The sequence below is a fragment of the Coprococcus intestinalis genome, from assembly GCF_023656595.1.
Lineage (GTDB): Bacteria > Bacillota > Clostridia > Lachnospirales > Lachnospiraceae > Coprococcus_A > Coprococcus_A intestinihominis.
The window spans coordinates 90,497-113,961 of record NZ_JAMOKJ010000013.1; the positions used below are offsets into that span (position 1 = coordinate 90,497).

Here is a 23,465-nt window from a genome sequence, read left to right on the forward strand (position 1 = left end):
TTATATTTAATCTGAGTGTGTCTCCTGCTCCGCTAAAGCAGGATAAGTTACCTGGTCTTAATTTTAGGCATAAAAAAAAGACCACTTCCATTACATAGCTTTACAACTATAGCACATTTATACCCTATTCGTCAATATTTTATTGAAATTTTTTTATTCTTTCAAATGATACTTCTTCAGCTTCTTGTACAGCAGGCTGCGCTCAATTCCCAGAGATGTCGCTGCAGCTGTCATACTCTTGTTGCTGCGCAGCGCCTCCTCCAGCAGCATCTTCTCGAAACGGTTCATCTTCTCCTTCAGTGGCAGATGCTCTATATCCTCCATAATCTGCTCTTCTTTCTGATTGACAGTGATAATCTTCGGCAGATTATCCAGTGTGATCAGTGAATCTTCACAGGTTGCATAGGCACTGGATATCACATTCTGCAGTTCCCGCACATTTCCCGGCCAGCTATGTGCCTTGAGGCACCGCCTTGCACCATCGCTTAAATCCACATGGGTCTTGTACTGCCGGTTCAATTCATCCAGATAATCCAACGCATGTAGAATAATATCCTCCGGGCAGGCTCTTAAAGCTACCGTCTGTATATTAACAACAGCCAGACGATAATACAAATCCTCCCTGAATGTACCTGCCTGCACCATCTCCATCAGGTTCATCCTTGTCGCCGATAAGATCCTCACATCAATCGGAATCGGTCCGCTGCCGCCCACACGCTCAATCTCATGCTCCTGCAGAACTCTTAAGAGCTTCACCTGCATATACAGCGGCATATCTCCGATCTCATCCAGAAAAAAGGTTCCCTTATTCGCCATCTCGAATTTGCCGATCTTTCCCTGACGCTTAGCCCCGGTAAAGGAACCGCCTTCATAACCAAATAATTCTGATTCCAACAGTTCCGCCGGGATGGCCCCACAGTTGATCGCCACAAAAGGCTCTTCACTGCGTCCGCTCTCCATATGGATTGCCCTGGCGATAACTTCTTTTCCTGTACCGGTCTCACCGGTGATCAGTACGGGAAAATCTGTCCGGGCAATACGCTGACCAAGTTCCCTGATATGCCGGATCTTTGGATCATTGCCCTTGAAATTTTCAAATCCGTTCTCTTTCTTCATCCGCTCTCCGTATTCCTGCTTAACTGTATCCGTCTCTACTTCTTCCGGAGATACAGCAGATAACTTTCTGTTCATTTCGGCATCCATTTATGTCCACCTTCTTCACTGTCGTATTCTGTCTTCTATTATACGCTTTATGTGAATCAAAAGGCAACAATTTCTCCATTAAAAAGTGAATATATGACACAGTTTTTGATTGGATGACCGTTGCAATATGTACACAATCTCTCCGCTTTTCCTTAAAAAACACCGCCTGTACAAAGTGTCAGAAACCAGACTTTCTCGATTCCTGCCTGTTTCAACGCCCCTGCACAATAATTCACCGTACTGCCGGTGGTATATATATCATCGATCAGAAGGACCCGCCTGACCCCCTGCAAATACCGGGCATCCGCAACAAAAGCATGCTTTAGATTCTCACCCCGCTCATACTTGCCCAGTTTCTTCTGGGGTGCAGTACTGTGAATTCTTCTGAGTCCCCGGGTATTCACAGGCAACGACAACCCTTCGGCGATTTTCTCCGCCAGCAATGCCGCCTGATTAAAACCTCTCTGCCGCTGCTTTCTCCGGCTGAGGGGAACCGGGATCAATTGCTGCACATGCAATGATTCAATCCAGTCCCTGTAAAAATGCAGGACTGCCTGACTGTAAAAATCCGCATAAGCTCTCTTTCCGTCATACTTATAAGCAAATATACTTTCTGAACTGACAGCATCATACATCCACAGACTGTGTCCTGCTTCACAGGCCGATGGCCGTCTCTGACAGTCATAGCAGTATTCCTGCTGTGCTGACAAAAGCGGTTTGCCGCAGCGTTTGCACATAGGTTCCACAATCCGTCTGAGTTTCCGATAGCAGTCACCATGAATGTGACGCCTTCTGTCCTCAGTATCCGACAGCAGCTTCTGACATACCGGGCACTCCGGCGGATACAGCAGTGCCGTCCATTCCTTCCAGTTCATGACATTTTCCCCAGTATATCAATAGGAATTAGATATTTTTTAATCATATTGTCTAATCGCCCCCTGACACGCGTCATTTTGTATACAAAGTTTCTATATTTCATGCATTATTTGTGAACACTTACAGTCGGGTCCGTGATAATATAATAGGCGTAAACCCCCAATACATTATATTTTTATTACACCCCAAATAATAAATATACCTTCTCCAAAAGGGCAGCCGTTCGTTGGCTGTCCTTTTCCTTTTATCGCATCTATGCTATAATGAATCCGTATACTGTCAACACTTCGCATTATCTATATTACCAAGAGGTTGGATCACATTATGACGCATCAGGAATACTTCGACAAACTGACGGACAGTATTGATACGCTGTCCGATATTCTGGATACCGAACACTATGGTATGTGTCTCGTCGATAAAGACGGCTATATCATCAAATGGTACTATGAGAAATTCTTTAATATAAAGGCATCTGCCGCTGTGGGACGCCACGTCACGGAAGTCATTGAGAACACGCGGCTTCACGTTGTGGCACAGACCGGTGTCAGGGAGCTGATGCAGCTTCAGGAGATCAATGGCTCCATGGTCATCACCAATCGAATCCCTCTGATTCACAATCATGAAGTCATCGGTGCAGCCGGTACCATCATCTTCCGTGACATCAAGGAAATCGCCCACTTGCACAGCCGGATGTCCAAGCTGGAAGACAACTTCAAGGCTTATCGGAGTGAGATTGCCAAGATGTACGCTGCCCAGTATCACTTCGACGATATCATCACCAACAATCAGAAAATGCTGAACCTGAAGCATCTCGGACAGACCATTGCCCGCAGTGATGCCAGTGTTCTGATCCAGGGCGAAAGTGGTACCGGCAAGGAGCTCTTCGCCCAGGCCATCCACAATGCCAGTCTGGTCAGTCATCAGCCCTTTGTCAGCCTGAACTGTTCCTCCATTCCAAAGGAATTGCTGGAAGCCGAACTGTTCGGCTATGAGAGCGGCGCTTTCACCGGTGCCCGCAAAGACGGCAAGATCGGCAAATTCGAACTGGCCGGCGAAGGTACGCTCTTTCTGGACGAACTCGGAACCATGCCTATGGACATGCAGGTCAAGCTGCTCCGTGTCCTGGAATCTAAGGAATACGTTCCCCTTGGCAGCAACAAGAAGGTTCCCTTCAAGGCCCGTGTCATTGCCGCCACCAATGAGAATCTCTCCAACTCCATGCAAAACGGCAGTTTCCGTTCAGATCTCTACTACCGTCTGAACGTCATCAATATCAATATCCCGCCCCTTCGGGAGCGTATTGAAGACCTGCCGGTTCTGTGCAGCAGCATGCTCTCCCAGAAGGAAGGACTGTACCATCAGTCCCGGCTGCATATGTCACAGGAAGCCATGGATCTGCTGAGTCTCCACAACTGGCCCGGCAACGTCCGCGAGCTGCGCAACGTCATCGACCGTGCGGCCATCATCTGTGAAGGCAGTGAGATTCTGCCTCAGCATCTGCCGGAATATATCCAGGCCTACCGGAAGTCTTCACCCCTTGAGAGCAGTGATGGCTATTATCACTATGAGATTGCCTGCCTGGAACGCCAACTGATCACCAAGGCCCTGCGGGACAATGGCGGAAATCGTCAGGCTGCGGCCAGACAGCTCGGTATTCACCGCTCGCTGCTGTACAAAAAAATGAAGGATCTTGGCATTCACGAATAACTTTATTGTATTTTTATAAGTACATTTATCTTTATTATGTTATTTTGAATTTATATTCTCAGGAAGTGTCTATAAAACGAACATTGTGATTTTATGCATGTCCGTTTTATAGACGCTTCTTTTGCTTTATTTTACGTAATTTTCTATTCTTCGCCTGCTAATTATGTCTATTTAATAGACATATCATTTTCGCTATCTTCTGTTTTTTTGAATAAATCGACCTGTTTTGGCTTATTTTTTCAAAAAATGGCCTTTTTCCATATCAAAAAAAGTTGGCACGCCTTTTGCTATATTATATAGGCGAGAAGATAATTAAGAATGCTTGAACCACATTCACCTACCCGATCTTCTCCAGGACAGTCACACTGTTGTACTGATCCTGTTATAATGGCTATCTGTTGGCACCCATCCAACAGGTAATCATCCTCCCTATAAATAATATAACACACAATAAAGCTGCGAATGACTGACGCCAACGGTTATACGCAGCTTTATTGTGTTTCAGGATGTACCTGCATTTCAATATCCACTGCACTTCCCTCCGATGACTATTCTATGTATTTCGGGGATAGGCTCAGTATACATGGTCTATTCGCCTTTTTCAACGATCATTCATCGACATAAACCGGCACAGACAGCAGAACATCCGACATCATCCAATCCTGCGTGAACCTCTTGATGCATGTTTCCTGCAAACTATGAGAAACACGCTCCGCGAGTTTCTCAAGTTATCGCGGCCTCTACACTCCGTTTCGGTCGTTGCTAAACAAGCGCCACTGGCGCTTAGCAACGCCAAGGTCTCGTGCAAGCACGGACTTTGGCTCGTTGCTCGCGTAAATAAAAAATCGGCCCCTTCCGAATTATAACACCCGGAAGGGGCCATCTATCCTTTATATGAGGTTGAGAAAGGATCTAAAATAAGTTATTTTATGCAGGGGCGCCAGACCTTCGCTTTCCGGCCATGGGCGCCCCCGCAGGGTACAATCTACAGCTGTAAGCTTTTAGGGGGGAGTTGCTGCAGATCATCTATCCTAATTGTATACGAAGTTCGCACTGGTTGCAGAGATATACTCATACTGCGAACCAGAATATACATAATAGGATGCCTTCAATCGATAGGTATAACCGTGCGGACACGGCGAATAAGTAATCTCCTTAGAACCATGCCAGCTGTTGAATTCATAACGGTGGGAATCCAGTGTGATCCAGTTGCCACCGCTTAACTGCTGGATATACATATAGGCCACAATGCGTGTGGCAGTACCTTTATATCCTGTGACACTGATATTAGCCGTCGCAATTTTATCCTTCACACCGATGCCCTGGGATGTGGAAGACGTATACTTCCATCTGGCCACCTTCGGTGTGCCGTCAATTCGCTCCTGGGCCTCAAAAGCTTCAAAGTCGAAGCCCACCTCCGGGTAGTCCTCCGCCGCCATGGCCGGCATGATCATCAAGGACAGGCAGACCGTTACTGTCATCAAAAACGCAATCACTTTTCTCATAATACATTCCCTACTTTTCTGCCGAAAGGGATTCCGCCACCGCTATCATCTCTTTTTCAGAAAGATTGCCCTGCAGCTGATAGGCATAGGTATAATCAAACCACCAGAGATTCCCTGTCTCGCCTTTATCGATATACCCACCCGGATACTGTCCGATAGTCAGAGAGTCCCAATTCCCCTCCTCTGTATCCAGAAAAGTACTATTTTCAACTACAACCTGTCGATATTGATACCAGCCGTCACCGTCATTTTCATAAAAGATATTGACAAACTTTGAGCCTTCTTCCTTCGAAGTTTCCTTATACCCTTCCGCGATCACCCCAGGCACATAAACCTGCTTAATCTCCTGCGGAAAACTGGTATAATCCAGGGTTGATATAATATCCTTCAGCGAGCCGATCTTGGAATAATCAATGCCGGCTGTTGTCTCCGGTGCCGTGTTCACAGCAGGTATCTTCGTGGCACTGACACTGCCTGCCCTGTGCACACCAAAACCCGCCAGTACAACCACAAGTACTGCAGCTGCGCGCCAGACCCATCTACGGTATGAACGCTTCGATGGCCCTTTAGTGGCTGTCTCCTCAGAGATATCCGGATGCTCTGCGGTAAGCGGTACCGATTGTTCGGTGGGAACATCCGCGTTTTTTGTTTGAGGCAATCTTTTTTCGGATTCTGGTACGGCGCTTGTTGTTTTTTCTTCTTTTATCATATCTTTATTTTGTACCATAAACCGTTCTGCGGCTTCCTCACCAAACTGTTCCGACACCATCTCACGCATGCGGTCCATAAACCCCTGTGAAAACAGTCCCATCTCGTCATCTTCCGCTGCTTTCTTTCCACCAGAGGAATTCTGAAAATTGTCCTGATTCAGCGTTGACAGAATCTGTTTATCTGTTTCTTTCTGCATATCAAGTTCCTTGCCGCATTCCATATTCTCTGTCCGGCAATGTCCCTGACCTGCAATCTTCGTATTGCCGTCCTTTGGTTCTCCAGTCTCTCCATACATATTGCAACTCCCCCTTCATTTGAAATATAACTGACTAGCGTCCCTCCGTGAAGCATACACTTATATAACCTCTTTAGAAGGGAAACTGTGACATCATTTTATCTTTTTTTGCAATTATTTTTGCAATCGTTTCACTTTTTTCGTAGGCGCCGAATGCCTGACGGTTCTCGGCCGAATAACCAATGGCCATCCACGGTGCCGACAGATGAATCTGCTCAAGGTATTCCCGGACGTAGACGGAACCCTTTTCCTTCACCCGGCACACCAGAACCGCTTTGCCGTCCGTTCCCATGATATACAGGCCATAGTTTTTCTTTGCCAGAGGCAGCACATAGCACCAGACAGCCTGATCCAGCGGAATAACGATATTCTTATAAGAAGGCACCAGCAAAAAGTCTTTGACAACTACCACCTGACGATGTTTTGTGTCCATCTTCTCGCCGCTCTGCATCCAATTCTGCTCAAACTTCGGAAAGAAATCCTGTCTTTTAAGGGATGCAATGCGTCCGTGCCAGCGTATCGCTGAAATGAGGCATCCCAACAGACCGATCAGCAGCAGAGCAAACATAAGCAGCATACCGCCGATGACTGTATCCATATCCCCCATGCTGGTGAGATCCATACAGTAACTGTAGAAATAGTCATCATACATATCTGTCGTCAGATTCATCCCCAGATACTCGGACACATACTGGATCGCATAATTCTTCACCTCGTCATCCACCGGCTGCGATCCTCCGGTCCACTCCTGGTCGATTTTCTCATATTCGCCGCTCTCATAAAGGGAATCAATGTATTTCAGACATTGTTCATCATCCGTCCAGCTTCTGATCATAAAAAATCTGTCGGAATCCTCGCTTAACACAAGAAAATAATCATATGTATCTTCACCGTTCATGGTTTCCGTTGCAAAGGCATCACTCATCCATCGGCTTGTAACCGCACAGTACTGCCCCTTTTTGCTGATCTGATCCGGTGTCAGTGCATGATCACTCAGATAAATTTCCATGGCCACGGTAATGATTGCTCCGATCAATGCCAAAATAAGCAGTCCCCGCCACTTTTTGATTTTTGGATTTCTGATTTTCATTCGTTCCATATTCTCCCCCTGATATTCTATGAAAGTGTATTCATTTCTCTGAGACGCAGATTCAGAGACGTATATCTCTTTTGTTGTTTTTCATTCTCGATCATATGACGGACGGTATGCTCATCCCCCACAATGGCCACACACTGCTTGGCACGGGTCACTGCTGTATAAAGAATATTTCTGTTAAACAGCATGCGCGGGCCGGACAGCAGCGGCATAATGACAGCCGGATACTCACTGCCCTGAGATTTGTGGATTGTAATGGCATAAGCCAGTTCCAGTTCGTCAAGCTGTGCAAAGCCATAGGTCACCCTGCGTCCTTCATCAAATTCTACCACCAGCTGTTCCGCAAAATGATTGATCTCCCGGACAACGCCCATATCGCCGTTAAAAACGCCCACGCCCTTGTCCAAAGGCAGATTATAATGTCCCAGCACTTCCCATTCGATCTGATAATTATTCCTGATCTGCATGACCTTGTCCCCTTCACGGATAACACCCTGATGAAATTCGCGCTCTTTCTTGTCCGGGGACGGCGGGTTCAGATAGTGCTGCAGTACGGTATTCAGCCGCTCTACCCCCAGTTCTCCTTTGCGCATCGGCGTCAGCACCTGGATATCGTAAGGCTTTGCATTGACAAACTTCGGAAGCTTGTCTCTGATCAGAAGCACCATGACCCCCAGAATCTGCTGGACATCATATCGTTTCAGGCAGAAAAAGTCCTGGCTTTTGTTGCTAAGTTCAATCTGCCTTCCCTCATTGATCAGATGGGCATTCTTGATGATATCGCTTTCCAGTGCCTGTCTGAAAATCTTCGTCAGACGTACCACCTGAAAACATTCAGAATCAATGATATCCTTCAGCACATTGCCCGGTCCGACACTCGGCAGCTGGTTCACATCCCCTACAAGGATCAGCCTTGTGCCCACGGCTATGGCCTTCAAAAGGGCATTCATCAGATAGATATCCACCATAGACATCTCATCAATAATGACCACATCCGTTTCCAGGGGATTGTCCTGATTGCGCTCAAACTGTGTTCGCAGGCGGTCGTCATCCGGTCCGCCTGATAATTCCAGCATCCGGTGAATGGTCTGGGCCTCCCGTCCTGTGGCTTCTGACATACGTTTGGCCGCTCTTCCCGTCGGCGCCGCCAGACGCATCTCCAACCCTTCATATTCCAGGTATTTGATAATGGCATTGATCGTCGTGGTTTTACCGGTACCGGGACCGCCGGTGATGACAAGCACCCCATTGCCTGCAGCAGAATACACCGCTTCACGCTGGTGATCATCCAGATCAATGCCTTCCCTTTTCTCAATACGGTCCAGAACCTTTCCTACTTCCTTCTCATCCACGCTGTAATCGACACCAAGATTCTTCAGAAGTCCCGCGGTCTCCAGCTCCAGGCGGTAAAGTGAGGCTCCATACACCACCGACACATCGTCTATTTTCTTCACAACAATCTTGCGGTCCATCTGCAGGCTCTGAAGCAGATGGTCCACAGCTTCTTCTTCCACCCCCAGCATCTGGGCCGTCTTCTCCACCAGCAATGCCGCCGGTATGTAAATATGCCCGGAAAGAGTTCCCTGCTGCAGCATATAGATAATGCCGCTGCGGATTCGAAAATCTGAATGGGAACCAATCCCGGCCTTTTTGGCGATCTCATCCGCCAATTTGAAACCGATGCCGTTCATATCATCGGCCAGCCGGTACGGATTCTCCTGAATGATCCGGTACATCTCCTCGCCGTACTGTTTGTAAATTCTCAGGGATAAGGTTGTTGTAATCCCGTATTTCGCCAGAAACATCATGGCCTGACGCATATCCTGCTTCTCATGAAACTGCTGATAGATCTCCCTGGCTTTGCGTTCACTGATGCCCTTGATCTCAGCCAAGCGCTCCGGTTCTTCTTCAATGATCCTGAAAGAATCCTTTTTGAATTTCTTGACAATGCGGGCTGCCAGTGACGGTCCCACACCCCTGATGGCCCCGGAACCGAGATATCTTTCAATGGAATATTCATCCTCCGGCACTTCCACGCTCATGGAAGTCACCTTGAACTGTCTTCCATATACCTGATGTTCCGTATATTCACCCTCTGCCTTGAGATATTCTCCTTCATCCAGCGAAGTGACATTTCCCACACAGACAATCTCTTCCCCCTGGCACATCAGGGAAAAAACTGTATATCCATTGGTGTCATTGTGATAGACAATATGCTCCACAAGTCCCTGTATGCTTTCCATTCCATTACTCCTACTATCATGTATTGATGGTTAATACCCTAACTTAACCAAGAATAGCGAACCGGATACCGCAGTCTGCTGCGGCATCTGATTCGCCATCCATTCTCGTCTGTCATCAGGCTCTCGTCTGTTTGCCCTCAATAAATTCTGTATAACGGCCTGTTCCAATGGCCACTGCAGAAATCGGATCATCCACTGCTGTTGTCTGTATGCCTGTTGTCTCTCCAATCAGGTCATCCATACCAAAGAGCATACTGCCGCCGCCTGTCAGCAAGATACCTCTTGTGGCAATGTCTGCAGCCAGTTCCGGTGGTGTATCTTCCAGTACCTGATGAACCACTTCCAGAATCTGGATAATATTCTCCTTGAAAGCCTCTAGCATCTCTGTGCTGCTGACTTCCACTGTCTTCGGCATACCGGTGATCAGGTCACGGCCCTTCACCTGCATCAAAAGCGGACTGACACGCTCATACACGCCGCCAATGCGAATCTTCACATCTTCCGCTGTCCGATCACCCACCAGCAGATTATGCTGCTTTCTGAGATATCGGATCACTGCTTCGTCGAAATCATCACCGCCAAGCTTCAGTGAACGGCTGACAACTGTATCCCCCAGCGATATCACAGCGATATCCGTCGTACCGCCGCCTATATCAATGATCATGTTGCCGCATGGACGCGAAATATCAATACCTGCTCCAAGGGCCGCTGCAATCGGCTCTTCAATAATCATCACGTCTCTGGCACCTGCCTCCAGCGCTGCCTGCCAGACCGCATTCTTCTCAACTTCTGTTGCACCGCTCGGTACACCTACACAGACTCGCGGACGCTTCAATGTCTTTCTGCCCATAGCCTTCTGAATAAAGTAGCGCAGCATCTTCTCTGTAATAGTATAATCTGAGATCACACCCTGACGCAGCGGACGTACAGCTTCAATATTCCCTGGAGTTCGTCCCATCATCTGACGTGCTTCCTCACCGATGGCCTTTATTTCATTTGTATCTTTATCATAAGCCACAACTGAAGGTTCCTTCAGTACGACTCCCTTGCCTCTCACATAGACAAGGACACTGGCTGTACCCAAGTCAATTCCTATATCTGAACTTGCCATATGTTTCCCCTTTCTCTACCCGTTGGCATCTCTATTTATTATAACGTATTGGCTTTGCGTTTTCCACAACATTATACACTATATTTTAGCATTTTTGCACTACTTTTATTGCTCAAAATAGACAGTTTTTACAGTCTATACACTTTTTTAGTATCAAATTAGTATCGCACACGATCGGCAGCAAGGCCGATAAAAGCCGCTTTTTCTGTTGCGCTGGTCCATGTCCGATTGAACCCGCTCACAGTGCTGTGCATTGCTGCAGAAAGCTGTCTGTCTGACAACACATAGCATTCTAATGGCCGTCTGTAGCTTGGGCTTCTTAAATGCCTCATGGCTTTAGCCTGGCATTGACGGACGCTCTCCTTGCTCCGGCTCTCAAGCTCTCCGACCTGTTCCATAGTAAGCCCCTCGAAGTATCGCAAGGTGATCACTTCGCGTTCACGGTCCGGCAGCTTGTCAACGGCTGCATGTATGTCCCGTTTCATGTTCTCTTGGTCGATACGGTCAATAATATCATCTTCTATGCCCTCGTTACCTATGGTGTCGCCGATGGTAGTGGTATCACCCTCACCTGTAGGGGCTGACAGGCTCGCTATGGTGCCCATTCTGATGGCCTGCTGCATGGTGTCTTCTGACCGGCTTATTCCCATCAGCGCCCGTATCTCGTCAGCAGAGGGCTTGTGACCAAACTGTTTTTGATAGTCTGATTGTAGCTTTCTGTATTTCTGGACCCTGGCAGCCATTCCGGAAGATATCCGGACCGTACTGCAGCAGTTTTCAATGTATCGGCGCATCCGTTGGCGGATCCAGAAGGCCGCATAAGTAAGAAATGACGCCCCCGCGTTCTGATCAAAGCGAATGGCAGCGGAGTAAAGCCCTAAGTATCCCTCTTGCATTAAATCATCCATTTCAGCATATCCGGAATATTGGAGAGCTATTTTATAAATAAATGGCCGGTGCTCGTCCCATAATTCAATTAATTCTTCATTGTTCATAAAATATACCCTCCAACAATAAAAGGGCCCTGGAATCATTCCAGAGCCCCCCCCCCAATAACAATAGGTGCTGAATTATATCAGCTCCTACAGCCGGATGGATTATTCAGCCGGTTTGTTCTCTTCGTAATAGATGGCCATCTTTTTGTTGTCCAGAACAAAAGCGTCATAGACAATTCGACCCTCTACCAGCTTACCGGAAATGCCGGGCGGATTATCGTGCGTCCGGTACTCTTCAAGCTTTGTCGGTGCCACGGTCGCCACTGGGTGAGCGATCATGAAGCCGAACTTCGCTGGCAGTCGCTTAGCTGGCAGCTTTACAACGTCCATACCATCAATCATGCCAACAACGCCCTTTGCTTTCTGATCAGCTGTGATATCGCAGTCAATATCCAGATCAGGGCACTTCTTTAAAAGTCTGTATGTAGCCGGTGTTACCGTCAGAATACGGCCGGTATCCGGTACATCGTTGTTATCCATGGTCTCTGTGGCCTGGATGATCTCATCATAGAGATTGTTACTGGTCAGCGTTACGCTTGTTACCTTTGTACCGGCGTTGGCAGTCATGACGCTGTAAACGTATGTGTCAACCTCCGGAATAATAACTTCGCGCTGCTGTCTGCCTAATGCAGCGGCCGCACTTAACACACCGTCTGTTTCATCGTTATCAAGTGTATCAATAACGAATGTGAAAGAACGGTCCTTTGTCAGTGTCATTTCCTCAATAGTGTTTTCCACCTTACCGAGTGCTCCATATCTGGAAGCATTTTCGCCGGTGCCCGCTCTGTCATAGTCGCTCATCGGCACGGTGTTCACCTTGTGAATCTTAATTGTATGAGCCCCCGACCAATCAAAGTCTTTATTGGTCAGCATTGACGCCTTACTTCCTGCTGTGAAAGCTTCGTCAACATAGGGCTGAAATTTAGTGACTAAATTAATTGCCATTTATTTTATCTCTTGCCAGAAAAGAAAGCCGCGCGCGACTGGTCCGGAGGGGCTCCCGTGCCTACTTTTGGCGCTTCATGCGCAACCCTATCATCAAACATAAATATATTTCTGACCTTTTCATTAACAGCTTTTTGAAATGCATCTGTTAAAGTTTTATAACTCTCATCAAATGCTTCTTTGCTGCTGTAATTAAACGTATCCGCCAGAGAACACGGAAACCCGTCATGTGCTAATGCCTCCATGGCATCCGCCCGCAGCTCTCGTTTTGTGACTTCCCTTTCTCGTCTATCAAGTTCGCTTTCCTGCTGATCTTCAGTGAAAAGCTTTTGCATTCTGTTTCGTTCCTGGGCTATCTTCTTAGCTATGATCCTGTCAACATCGGCGTCCGTATACTTCTTTTCTGGCGCCGGTGGTGTCTGATCAGAATCATTCTGTTCAGTGCCCGGGCTTACTTCCTTTGTGTCTGTGGAAGTCTCAGCAGCGGCATTCGTGCCGTCCATTTCTTCTGTAGTGGTGTTGTTTAATTCATCCATACATTTTACCCGTTTAAAGACCGCCGTCTATTAATTCGCGTTTTACAGTGTCGCCGCACTCAGATGACAAATCTCTTCCGGCTGGCGGAGAATACCAGCCGGGAAAGTGAGGTATTTAATGCTCAGATACAACAAAAGCGCGGGTTGGATGGGCCGCGCCTTCGTCTTCGTCGCTTCTTCTTTGTGTGATGCTAGACAGACATGTTCTTAACAAAAAAACACAATCACTCATATATCTGAGCAGTTTTATTATACTCCTTTATCGGTTTTTTGTAAACCGATAAAAAGATATTTTATAACTCTTCCGCGCGCGCATCGTGTTCATTAATTACATTGTGTGCACGCGCGTTATCGTGTTATATAACTATTTCAATACTAACAAATACTAACAAATGTTAACATTTATTAACATTAAATTCAAAAGTCAAGTTTTGACAAGTTCTTTCTATCAAGACCTTACCATTGTATCGCCTCTCTTCCTGTAAATTTGTGCCTGTGATATATATCTATGTGAAACCGAGTATTTCCGAGTATTAAAGCCCTGCTGCCGTCTCTGGTAACGATGGCAGCAGGTGGGGAAATTATTCAATCAGTCCAAGACCTTTCATGAAGAAATAAACAAGCCGAAGCTCTCTGGCCGAACATCTGTCCAAAGCTGCTTTCATACTTAAAGTTTTCGCCGGTGCAGTTGCTACAAATTCGGCCGTGCTCTGTCTTACTGGAAGCCCGCACGGGGTGTATTTTCGGGGTTCGCTCGGAGTTTGCTCGGAGTTCACCACACCTTCGATCAGCAGCGGCCGGCGCTTGTCAGCTTCTTCAAAAACACGCTGCATGTAGTCCTGCTCAACGTGTTCCGAATGCACCGAATACGCTATAATCCGAGCCTGTTCATAGTCATCCACCGACCAGCTAGACAAGGCTTTCACCAGAATACAAAATGCATGTTGTAATTCAAATTCCTTTATTGTCATTTTTTCTCTTTCCTTTCCGCCGGTTATGTGCTATTCTAAGGGTGCTAAATCTTGAACAGCTCCGGCTGTGGCCCTCCTCTGAGGGCTTTTTTATGTTCTGGTTAATATGTATCTAGTTAAGGTTGTAAGTGCTAATCTCGCCTTTAACAAAGGCCTTGCCGGTGCGGATATCCTCTTCAATGGTGTCTATGCTCCCATGAATAAATTCCCCTTCACGTTCTATAGTGTTGCTGATATCATGAAGCGTGTCGTTAAGGTCGCGAATTGCTGACACCTTGAGCATTTCCATAACCTCACTGAAAGAAAGCCCGGATTCTTCTTTCAAAATGTTAGATAATCTAATCATTTCTTTCATTTCATCAGTCACCCGCATTTTATTATTTCCTTCTCTAAATGCATTCATTTTTCATTCTCCTTTCAATAGTCGCCGCCTATTCCTATATACCCATAGAAAACCAACCAGTACGGTTCAAACCTGCATAAATAGAGGCTCTCACGTACCAGAGTGTAGTCAACTAGTACGTGCATATTCACTACCACCCAACAAGTACGTGCATTTTGCCGTATTCGTTGGTGCTCAACTAATACGCTAACCTCTTATAAAATAAGGCTTTTAATCGTATTAGTTGGTTTTTGTACTGGCTTTAAGAGATATAAGCCATTTCTTAGGTTTAAACCCAACCGCCCAAATATGTATTTGACCTTCCTGTTTCAACTCAGCTTTTGCATTTTTTAAGGAATACTCAGATACTCCGCTATCCTTTGCCAACTGGTCTAATTCCTTTACCTCCATTTGTTTTTGACTTTGTAAAACTAGTAAAATAAACTCTTTCGCATCCTCCAGCTTTGGCCGGATACTCTTTTCTTTTGCATCAGCAAGCACGAAATCACGGTCTTTTTTATTAGTGTACGCCTTAAATACCGGCACCCCGCCATCTTTTAAAGCGTATAAAGCGGTTTTCTCCAATTTGCCGTAATTAGATTTTTCTTGACTCATGTATCTAATGCCGTTCTCTTGTGTTTCACCTAGCAACAGCACCGATCTGGAAGAGTCCCAGATATCAGAGCTATCTGCAATACGTTTTCTACCATAGACGCCGCTTTGCTTGTTGACATGAACAACTATAATAAAAGTGGTCTTATAGACTTCTCCATATCCCAAAAGCGGTGTAAAGCATTTTCTCATGGCATTCCGGTCACCCATTTTTAAATTCGGCGGTATGAATGACTGTATGGGGTCAAATATAACCAACTCAGGGCGTTCTGCTTTTATGAAATCTTCCAACATTGGCGCATTTAGATTTAAGTCAACGAAATTCGGGTCAGATGGTGCCAGATATTTGATTTTATTCATATCAGCGCCATTACTTTTTAGACGCCTTGCCAATACATACTCCCATGAGTCCTCAGCTGAAAAGAATAACACTTTGCCGGGCTTTCCTTTGAATGGAATATCAACGCCATCCATAAAAAACGGATAATTACCCGTTGTGATGGCTGCTGTTATGTTGCATATAATGGAAGTCTTGCCAGTGCCACCCTCGCCGCCAAGTGTTGTTATACCGTACCGCGGTATATATCCGGGCACCAACCATTCCGGTTCCTTTATTTCAACTGAATTAGCCGTGCCTAGTTCAACCGGTTTACTCTGTTTCACCGGCCGGGCTTTGCCCTGATCACAGACAGCGGGCGTCTGCTGTTTCTCCTGCTGCTCTAGTTTAGCAAGCTCAATAGCAACTTCTTCCTTTGATAGATGCTCCCAGTATTCGGGATCTGTTCTTTCTGGTTCCACGTTCTCACCTCCTTATTTTTCCATTGCCTCTCAAGCTGTTTCGCATACCAGGCGGCCACCTCTTGAGTCGTTTTCTCCTGTTTCTCTTCATAATCCGCCACAACTGCAGCGTAAAGCTTGCGGGCCCTGCTGCTGCCAAGTTCTTCCAATCTCTGCAGGCATCTTTCAGCGCTGCCAGACCATGTCAGTTCATAGCCATAGATTTTCAGGAAGAACGCTTTTGTCAGCGGCATAGGCTTAAAGCTGTTGATAAATTTTTCTAGGGCTTCATGCTTCATTCGCTCACCCCGAAGCGCTCACGGGCGTATTTACGCGGTATTTTGCCGCGAACGATAAAATAGCCCTTGGCTTTTAACTCCTCATTCATCTGGCGGATAAAGCAGTATGCTTTACTTTCTGATACGCTGACCATCTCGGCCAGTTCTTTGGCGTTCATGTATTCGCTCATTTGCTTCTCCTTTCTCAATATCTTCCCGCAGTATTCTTTCGGGCGGCCTTCCTGGTCAAGTTCCCAGATGTCACCGCCATGATCAACGACAAGTTTCTTCCCCTGCTGCAATGCATGCCGTACCGTTTCGCCGGTCCAGCCGTTGGCCGGTTCATCCTCGTTTTGATTGAATGTTTTAAACTTCATGCTTTCTCCTTTCATCCATTTCAAAGCCGCTCCCCAGCGGGTTAATCAATAATGTCTGTTACGTCACAGCCCAGGACGCGGGCAATCTTACCGACCGTCACCGGTTTCATTTCGCTATTGCCTACATGGGTTATTGTTCCAAGTGGAATTCCTGCTTCAACAAGGTCCTTGCGGCTCTTGCAGGCTCTTGCCATAGCTAAATGATATTTCTCTTTGTTAATTCGCATCTCACACATCTCCTTTCAGATACTTTTTTATCTATGACAGATAAAAAATAGATATATTTTTATCTGATACAATCATCATATCAGATACTTTTTTATCTGTCAACAGTCAAACAGATATTTTTTTATCTGTACAGATATTAAAATTCATGCTATTATGAAATATAGAAAGGATGTGAAAAAATATGCCGAATAAAGATGTTTCTACTGGGGAAAAAATCAAACAAACCCGGATACAACAAGGTCTTACACAGAAACAGCTCGCTGAAAAATGCAATATGTATGAATCGCAAATAAGAAAATATGAGGCCGGTAAAGTTAATCCCAAAATCGAAACATTACAGAAAATCGCCAATGCACTACATGTTCCAGTAGATTCATTACGTTCAGATTTTTCATTACGTTTTGATTCTATAATGGACCTCATGCATCAAGCTTTTGCCGCAATGGATAGAAGCATGGAAGCAGAAAATAAATTACTCACCAATTACAGAAGCCTTAATGAGCAGGGTAAGGAAAAAGCCATCGAGCAAATAGAAATGCTCACGAAAATACCCGAATACCGCGCTGATCAGAACCCAGCCGCCGAATCTTCGGCCCCTTCCGATCAGGACGAATAGTTATCGTCAAAGTTGGCAAAAACAGCCGTACTTAAAGTACACTTGTAAACTTGCTTTCTAAAAAAATAGAAACCGAATTAGTCCCCCGTTTCGTCGAAATTTCGGCACCCTGCAGACGGTGAACGAATCGTTCTGCCTTCCCAGGACGTAAGGGTAGGAATACTATGCACACCCTTTCAATCATTTCAAAGCCGCTCCCCAGCACCACGAAATGAAAGAAGGGATACAATGCCGGTATACAAGGATGAAAAACACGGTACATGGTATGTGAAGTTATATTATACGGATTGGACTGGCCAGAAGCGCCAGAAGATGAAGCGGGGCTTTAAGCTCCAAAGAGATGCTAAAGAGTGGGAAAATGACTTTCTCACGCAGCAGGCGGGCGAATCAGACATGAAGTTTTCCGCCCTGGTAGAATTGTTTTTAAAAGATTATAAAAGCCGGGTGCGGTTCACAAGTTATAGAATGCGTAAACAGACCATAGAAAAGCATATATCACCGTACTGGAAAGATACAGCAATCAACAAGATCACACCGGCCAGTGTCCGGAAGTGGCAGCAGGCTATTATTGACCAGGAATACAGCGAGTCATACTGTTTTCTGGTGCATTCCATCCTTGCTCAGATATTGAATTACGCCGTGAAATATTACGGCCTCAAACAGAACCCGTGCAAGCTTGCCGGGGCTATGGGCAAAGCCGGTGTTAGGCGCTTGAATTTCTGGACCTTGGAAGAGTTCCGGAAGTTTCTGAATACAGTGACAGATCCCGCATTACACACGGCCTTTCAAGTGTCGTTCTTTACCGGGTTACGGATTGGGGAACTGCAAGCGCTCACCCTTGCAGACTTTGACCAGGATAACGGCGCTCTACTGGTAAATAAAACCTATCAGCGCTATGGCAGCGCCGACCATGTAGGACCGCCAAAATCAGTGCGGGGCGTCCGATCTGTTACGCTGCCACCGTTCCTGGTGGATGTCTTGAAAGAATATCTGACCCATTTTTACGACATGCAGCCAGAAGACCGGATATTTCAGCCCGTCACACAATCAAAGCTTCAGACGGCAATAAAAAACGGCTGTGAGGGCACCGGCATCAAACGCATCCGGATACATGAGCTCCGACATAGTCACGTATCTATGCTAATTGATATGGGCTTCACGCCGTTTCTAATCGCTGAACGTATCGGCGATACCCCGGAGATGATCAACAAGGTTTACGGGCATCTGTACCCGAACCGGCACCAGGAAGTAGCCGACAAACTCAACAAATTAGTATCAAAATAGTATCATATGGAATTATAAAAAGGCCAGAAAGCAAGGTTTTTCAATGTTTTCTGGTCTTTTCGTTGTATTATAACGTATTTTTGATAAATTACCACTGGTTTTTACAGCTCATGAACAAAAAGAAAGGGAACCGCACCATCCGGCGCCATTCCCCATGTTCTCTTTGTATTCTGAATCAAAAATGTACTATTTATTGAACAGATGTGCTCGTTTATCGAAATAAACCTTATTGGCCCCGATCATAAATAATGACACGATCATGCTTGAAATCAGCATCGTTCCTGATTCGGATGCTGTCAGAAGATTCAACCCGCTGATCAGAGAGCTTGCTGCAATGTAAGTAATCTCAATAACCAGTGAAACAATATACATGATCAGCAGCATCTTCGGTCCCTTCGCCTTAAATCCGGCCAGATACTGGCGGACAATCAGCGCATAGACCCCCAACAGAATCAACAGCACACCGTAAACAATATCCAACACATGAAGCCCCGGATAGACAGCATAAACCTGTGCTGCCTGACTCTTCGTCTCGTACTGCATCCCCAGAACAGCCTCTACACCTGTCCATATATTGGCAAAGCCTGTCAGAACCAAGGAAAAATAGATCAGAAACTTGTACCACTTCATCGGTCTCGCCGGATAACGCTTCTCATCCGGAGCCATCTGATCAGTACGCCCGCTCTGTGCGGCTGATGCCTGTTCTCCCATTGATTGACGTGTACCTTCAAATGAAGATGAAGCAAAATCATCTTCATTCATGGCTTTCCTTCTTGTCTCTTCATCAATTACTGTCCCACAGACAGGACATCTTCCCGCCTCATCTGCGAGGCGCTGGCCACAATTCGGACAACGCATTGTCATTCCCCCAACTCATATTCCCGAAGCATCGGGCATTTCTCTTAATTAAACTTGTAAATCTTCTGAGCCATTCTGTAGCATCGCACAACAATTCCATAGGAAATCTTGCCCGGTGGATTGCTGACAATACCACGGCCGCCAAGGCGAACTCTCCAGTACATGCTCGGATACTTCTTCTTGAAGTATTGCCACAGTTCACGACGCTTCTCAAGATTCTCAGGTGTTCCTGAGATCAGAAGCATAATAGATGTCACGCAGCAGATCATGGCCAGATAGCTCAACATATAACGCGCCAGATGCTTATTGGATACATCCTGCGGCAGGCAGTAGGCATCGATCATCAGCTTGTTCACATAAATCTGCTGATCAATACGGCTGATCATCACGCGTTCGTTGACAGACTGGTCATTACGTCCAATAAAATATCTGTAAAGATCCACATCTAAATAATACAACGTCTTCACATACGGCAGCGGTATATAGACAAACAGATTGTCCACATAGAATGTATGCTTCGGCAGTTTCAGCCCGCTCTCTCTCAGCACTTTGGTTCTGTAGATCACAGAGTGCATCAGCAGATTCTGATCCATTCTGAAATGGCGCGCCTCATCCCATCCGAATATCTTCTCTTCCGGGAGCACCTTATGATAGCCGATTGTATGAGATGTACCATCCTCCACATGTTCATAGACATAATTGCAGATAAACATATCCACACGCTTGCGATCCTCTCTGAACTGTTTCAATCTATTCAGCACAATCTTGTAGCTGTCTGTATCCAGCCAGTCGTCTGAATCCACAACCTTGAAATACATGCCTCTGGCATTGGTAATACCTGTATTCACTGCACCACCATGACCTGCATTCTCCTGATGGATCGCACGGCAGATCCCCGGATACTTTGCTTCATATTCATCCGCAATGGCAGCTGTGCCATCGCTGGAACCGTCATCTACAATAATAATCTCCACGTCCTCGCCGCCCGGCAGCAGTGAATCAATACACTTGCGCATATAAGCTTCCGAGTTGTAACAAGGAACCGCAAAAGACAGAATCTTCAATCTTCCCAACCTCCTGATTAGATGTTTTTAAGCGTATAATGAGCAGGAGACAACTCCTGTCTGTTATATCTTAACAGGTCAATCCATAAAATACCAGTATAAAAATCTTACTTTTTTATAACTAATGGTTAAACGGACCTATCTTCCGCGTAATTTATTCAAAATCGTCACTGCAATCAGCACGATCAGATTGATGATAACAATGCTGGCACCCGTTGGAAGATTCATCTCAAATGACAGGATCAGCCCTGCCAGGAAGCAGATCACAGACAGAAAAACGGATAATACTGCCACTGCCTTGAAGCTGACAACCAGCTTGCGCGCAATCACCGCAGGAAAAATGATCAAACTGGAGATCAGAAGACTTCCCATCATCCGCATACCCATAACAACGGTCAATGCTGTCAGCAGCGCAATCAAAAACTGATAAAACCCGACTCTGATACCGCTGGCCTTTGCGAAATTCTCATCGAATGTGATCAGGAACAACCGATTATAAAATACGACAAACAGCACAAGAATGACAATCGACAGCACAACGCTGAAGATCACATCCTCTCTGCTCATAGCCAGAATACTGCCGAACATATAACCGTTGACATCTACATTGAATCCACTGCTCATGGCAGTGATGATCACACCAATGGATAATGCACCGGTGGCTACCATGCCAATCGCTGTATCCCCGCCGGTTTTAGACCGCTGGGACCAGAACATGATCAGGCAGGCTGCAATCACAACAATTGGAATCGAAACTGCCATAACCGGCAGTCCGAGCGCTACGGCCAGGGATGTGGATGCAAAACCGACATCTCCGAGTCCATGGCCAATAAGGGAATACTGCTTCAATACAAGAATAACCCCCAGCAGTGCCGCACAAAGAGAAATCATCACACCAGCTGCAATAGCTCTCTGTACAAACGGATAAGACAGGGCCTCAATTAACTGTGTCATGATAATGTCCTCCTTCTTGTGCACACTTTCTACACCATGCTTCATGATCGCCGTCGAATTCCACGGTCTGATTCATCATAATAATATGGCTGGCATACTGTTCCACCTGATCCAGATCATGGGAAACCATAAGAATGGTCACACCCTGCTTCTTGTTGATATGGTCGATCAAACTGTAAAACTCCGCTGTGATCGCCGGATCAAGGCCTGCACATGGTTCATCCAGGATCAAAAGCTTCGGTTCTCTGCAAAGAGCTCTTGCCAGAAGCACACGCTGCTTCTGACCGCCTGAAAGGTTGCCGATCCTGTAATCTGCCAGATCTGTAATATCCAATGTCTCCATGGCATCTGCAGCTTTCTTCCTGTCTTCTCGCGTATAAAAAGGAAAACGTCTTCCGGAACGCTGCATGCCCGCCAAAACAACTTCTCTGACGGTTGCCGGAAAATCTCTTTCTATCTCCGTAATCTGTGATAAATAAGCGTACTGCTCCGGTGACAGTGCATGAATGACCTCACCGGATGTAACAGGCACCAGTCCCACAATCCCCTTGACAAGGGTGCTCTTGCCTGAACCGTTGCTGCCTATGATGCAGGCATACTCGCCTGCCTCTATCTTAAAAGATGCATGTTCTACAGCGACACGCTTATCATCGCTGTAAATGATCGACACATCTCTGACTTCCAGAATTGACATTTCTTCCTCCTACTCCAATGCCTTCTTCAGCGTATCGGCATTCTGCTGCATAAGATCAATAAAGGTCACGCCGGATTCGAATTCATCCTTCGTTACATTATGACAGGTGGAAAACATCAGCATCTGCGCACCTGTTGCATCTGCAATAGCTCGGGCTACATTCGGCGTTGAAAGCTCCTCATATAAAATATACTTCACATGGTGTTCTTTCATATAGTTGATCACATTCGCCATCTGTGCCATGCTCGGCTCTGTATCCGCCGAACAGCTGTCATAAACGCTCTCATACTCCAAGCCATAACCGTGAATGAAATACCCATAGGCAAAACGTCCGCCGAAAACAACATCCCGGCGATTACCGCCTGCTGTGATTGACTTCAGTTCACTGTCCAAAGCCTCCAGTTTCTCAATGTAAGCTTCTGCATTGGCCTTATACGTCTCAGCATTGGCCGGATCTGCCTCACAAAAGGCATCCTCGATATTCTTCACCATCTGTATGGCATTCTGCATATCCAGCCAGATATGCGGATCATACGTATGCTCATGGTGATGGCTGCTGTGGTCATGACTGTCTTCCTCCGCATGGGCTGAATCTTCCTCCGCCTCCGCATGTTCATGTTCCTCATCTTCTTCCTTCATCATAGAAACGCCGGAAGAAGCATCCACAACCTTTACTTTCGACATATCGACACTGTCTGCCAGCTCCTGAGCCCAGGGCTCCATCTCGGCGCCGGTATAGATAAACATATCAGCCTCAGAAATTCGGATCATATCTCCCGGTGTCGGGTCATACATATGACTCTCCATTCCCGGCAGCAGGACCAGGCTCACATCCGCATGATCGCCGCCGATCTGTCTGGCAAAATCATACTGAGGAAACAAGGTTGTCACCACCTGCAGTCTGCCGTCAGACGCTTTATCAGCGGATGCCACCTGATGCCCGCAGCCTGCCAGCACCCACACAGCAAGCAAAAGCACCGGCAGTAATCTTATTCTATTCTTTATCATATCATTACACTCTCTCGTATTATATAGTAGTAGTGTTTAGAGACCCTCTCCAAGGTCTTCATAACTATTAAGTCATAGTCCTTTTCTTTACCTTTTCTACAGGTTCGACTATGATATATAAGGTGCTGTGGATTGG

24 protein-coding genes are annotated in these 23,465 nt (G+C 46.3%); 3 read left to right on the forward strand and 21 right to left on the reverse strand.

Annotated elements, in window-relative coordinates:
• Positions 1 to 153: 153 nt before the first annotated feature.
• Both NBH03_RS10640 and NBH03_RS10645 read right to left on the reverse strand, forming a co-directional pair.
• On the reverse strand, positions 154 to 1,203 hold the full coding sequence (locus NBH03_RS10640) for a sigma-54 interaction domain-containing protein (RefSeq protein WP_250799574.1): 1,050 nt from the start codon (positions 1,201 to 1,203) through the stop codon (positions 154 to 156).
• Between the two features lie 152 nt (positions 1,204 to 1,355).
• Positions 1,356 to 2,078 (reverse strand): ComF family protein, encoded by a 723-nt coding sequence (locus NBH03_RS10645; RefSeq protein ID WP_117539992.1) that lies wholly within the window; start codon positions 2,076 to 2,078, stop codon positions 1,356 to 1,358.
• 325 nt (positions 2,079 to 2,403) lie between these two features.
• Between NBH03_RS10645 and NBH03_RS10650 the strand changes: the two genes are divergently transcribed.
• Positions 2,404 to 3,789, forward strand: coding sequence for a sigma-54 interaction domain-containing protein (locus NBH03_RS10650; protein WP_250799576.1), 1,386 nt, complete (start codon positions 2,404 to 2,406; stop codon positions 3,787 to 3,789).
• A 1,031-nt stretch (positions 3,790 to 4,820) separates the two neighbouring features.
• On the opposite strand, the gene NBH03_RS10655 is transcribed toward NBH03_RS10650, so the two are convergent.
• From NBH03_RS10655 to NBH03_RS10720, 14 genes are all read right to left on the reverse strand, one after another.
• The gene (locus NBH03_RS10655) at positions 4,821 to 5,294 is read right to left on the reverse strand and encodes a hypothetical protein (RefSeq protein ID WP_250799577.1); all 474 of its coding nucleotides are present in this window, start codon (positions 5,292 to 5,294) and stop codon (positions 4,821 to 4,823) included.
• 10 nt (positions 5,295 to 5,304) lie between these two features.
• Positions 5,305 to 6,300, reverse strand: a complete 996-nt coding sequence (locus NBH03_RS10660; protein ID WP_250799578.1) for a DUF4367 domain-containing protein — start codon at positions 6,298 to 6,300, stop codon at positions 5,305 to 5,307.
• A 73-nt stretch (positions 6,301 to 6,373) separates the two neighbouring features.
• The gene (locus NBH03_RS10665; RefSeq protein ID WP_177999690.1) at positions 6,374 to 7,399 is read right to left on the reverse strand and encodes a DUF6709 family protein; all 1,026 of its coding nucleotides are present in this window, start codon (positions 7,397 to 7,399) and stop codon (positions 6,374 to 6,376) included.
• A 17-nt stretch (positions 7,400 to 7,416) separates the two neighbouring features.
• Positions 7,417 to 9,639 carry an SF1B family DNA helicase RecD2 gene (gene recD2, locus NBH03_RS10670; RefSeq protein ID WP_250799579.1) on the reverse strand — a complete coding sequence of 741 codons (2,223 nt, stop codon included), beginning with the start codon at positions 9,637 to 9,639 and terminating at the stop codon, positions 7,417 to 7,419.
• A gap of 115 nt (positions 9,640 to 9,754) precedes the next feature.
• On the reverse strand, positions 9,755 to 10,750 hold the full coding sequence (locus NBH03_RS10675) for a rod shape-determining protein (protein WP_015513659.1): 996 nt from the start codon (positions 10,748 to 10,750) through the stop codon (positions 9,755 to 9,757).
• A gap of 158 nt (positions 10,751 to 10,908) precedes the next feature.
• Positions 10,909 to 11,784 carry a sigma-70 family RNA polymerase sigma factor gene (locus tag NBH03_RS10680; RefSeq protein ID WP_331476119.1) on the reverse strand — a complete coding sequence of 292 codons (876 nt, stop codon included), beginning with the start codon at positions 11,782 to 11,784 and terminating at the stop codon, positions 10,909 to 10,911.
• A gap of 63 nt (positions 11,785 to 11,847) precedes the next feature.
• On the reverse strand, positions 11,848 to 12,690 hold the full coding sequence (locus NBH03_RS10685) for a phage major capsid protein (protein ID WP_250799581.1): 843 nt from the start codon (positions 12,688 to 12,690) through the stop codon (positions 11,848 to 11,850).
• A gap of 5 nt (positions 12,691 to 12,695) precedes the next feature.
• Positions 12,696 to 13,226, reverse strand: a complete 531-nt coding sequence (locus NBH03_RS10690; RefSeq protein ID WP_250799582.1) for a capsid assembly scaffolding protein Gp46 family protein — start codon at positions 13,224 to 13,226, stop codon at positions 12,696 to 12,698.
• Positions 13,227 to 13,807: 581 nt separating this feature from the next.
• Positions 13,808 to 14,197 (reverse strand): hypothetical protein, encoded by a 390-nt coding sequence (locus NBH03_RS10695; RefSeq protein ID WP_250799583.1) that lies wholly within the window; start codon positions 14,195 to 14,197, stop codon positions 13,808 to 13,810.
• 112 nt (positions 14,198 to 14,309) lie between these two features.
• Positions 14,310 to 14,600, reverse strand: a complete 291-nt coding sequence (locus tag NBH03_RS10700; RefSeq protein ID WP_250799584.1) for a hypothetical protein — start codon at positions 14,598 to 14,600, stop codon at positions 14,310 to 14,312.
• Positions 14,601 to 14,819: 219 nt separating this feature from the next.
• Positions 14,820 to 15,989 (reverse strand): AAA family ATPase, encoded by a 1,170-nt coding sequence (locus NBH03_RS10705; protein WP_250799585.1) that lies wholly within the window; start codon positions 15,987 to 15,989, stop codon positions 14,820 to 14,822.
• Entirely contained in the window at positions 15,911 to 16,267 is a 357-nt protein-coding gene (locus NBH03_RS10710; RefSeq protein WP_250799586.1) for a hypothetical protein, read from the reverse strand. The genes NBH03_RS10705 and NBH03_RS10710 overlap by 79 nt, the downstream gene beginning before the upstream one ends.
• Positions 16,264 to 16,623 (reverse strand): hypothetical protein, encoded by a 360-nt coding sequence (locus NBH03_RS16005; protein ID WP_331476121.1) that lies wholly within the window; start codon positions 16,621 to 16,623, stop codon positions 16,264 to 16,266. The genes NBH03_RS10710 and NBH03_RS16005 overlap by 4 nt, the downstream gene beginning before the upstream one ends.
• A 41-nt stretch (positions 16,624 to 16,664) precedes the next feature.
• Positions 16,665 to 16,850 (reverse strand): helix-turn-helix domain-containing protein, encoded by a 186-nt coding sequence (locus NBH03_RS10720; protein ID WP_250799587.1) that lies wholly within the window; start codon positions 16,848 to 16,850, stop codon positions 16,665 to 16,667.
• A 182-nt stretch (positions 16,851 to 17,032) separates the two neighbouring features.
• Here NBH03_RS10720 and NBH03_RS10725 point away from each other — a divergent pair, with 182 nt between their 5' ends.
• On the forward strand, positions 17,033 to 17,467 hold the full coding sequence (locus NBH03_RS10725) for a helix-turn-helix domain-containing protein (RefSeq protein ID WP_250799588.1): 435 nt from the start codon (positions 17,033 to 17,035) through the stop codon (positions 17,465 to 17,467).
• A gap of 228 nt (positions 17,468 to 17,695) precedes the next feature.
• Positions 17,696 to 18,751, forward strand: coding sequence for a site-specific integrase (locus NBH03_RS10730; RefSeq protein WP_250799589.1), 1,056 nt, complete (start codon positions 17,696 to 17,698; stop codon positions 18,749 to 18,751).
• 186 nt (positions 18,752 to 18,937) lie between these two features.
• On the opposite strand, the gene NBH03_RS10735 is transcribed toward NBH03_RS10730, so the two are convergent.
• The 5 genes from NBH03_RS10735 to NBH03_RS10755 all read right to left on the reverse strand — a co-directional run bounded on the left by NBH03_RS10735 (position 18,938) and on the right by NBH03_RS10755 (position 23,329).
• A complete protein-coding gene (locus NBH03_RS10735; protein WP_250799590.1) occupies positions 18,938 to 19,609 on the reverse strand; it encodes a zinc ribbon domain-containing protein in 672 nt (223 codons plus the stop codon).
• Positions 19,610 to 19,653: 44 nt separating this feature from the next.
• Positions 19,654 to 20,673, reverse strand: coding sequence for a glycosyltransferase family 2 protein (locus NBH03_RS10740; protein ID WP_117528871.1), 1,020 nt, complete (start codon positions 20,671 to 20,673; stop codon positions 19,654 to 19,656).
• Positions 20,674 to 20,811: 138 nt separating this feature from the next.
• On the reverse strand, positions 20,812 to 21,627 hold the full coding sequence (locus tag NBH03_RS10745) for a metal ABC transporter permease (RefSeq protein ID WP_015513657.1): 816 nt from the start codon (positions 21,625 to 21,627) through the stop codon (positions 20,812 to 20,814).
• On the reverse strand, positions 21,611 to 22,321 hold the full coding sequence (locus NBH03_RS10750) for a metal ABC transporter ATP-binding protein (protein ID WP_015513656.1): 711 nt from the start codon (positions 22,319 to 22,321) through the stop codon (positions 21,611 to 21,613). The genes NBH03_RS10745 and NBH03_RS10750 overlap by 17 nt, the downstream gene beginning before the upstream one ends.
• A 9-nt stretch (positions 22,322 to 22,330) precedes the next feature.
• A complete protein-coding gene (locus NBH03_RS10755; protein WP_117539980.1) occupies positions 22,331 to 23,329 on the reverse strand; it encodes a metal ABC transporter solute-binding protein, Zn/Mn family in 999 nt (332 codons plus the stop codon).
• Between the last annotated feature and the right edge of the window lie 136 nt (positions 23,330 to 23,465).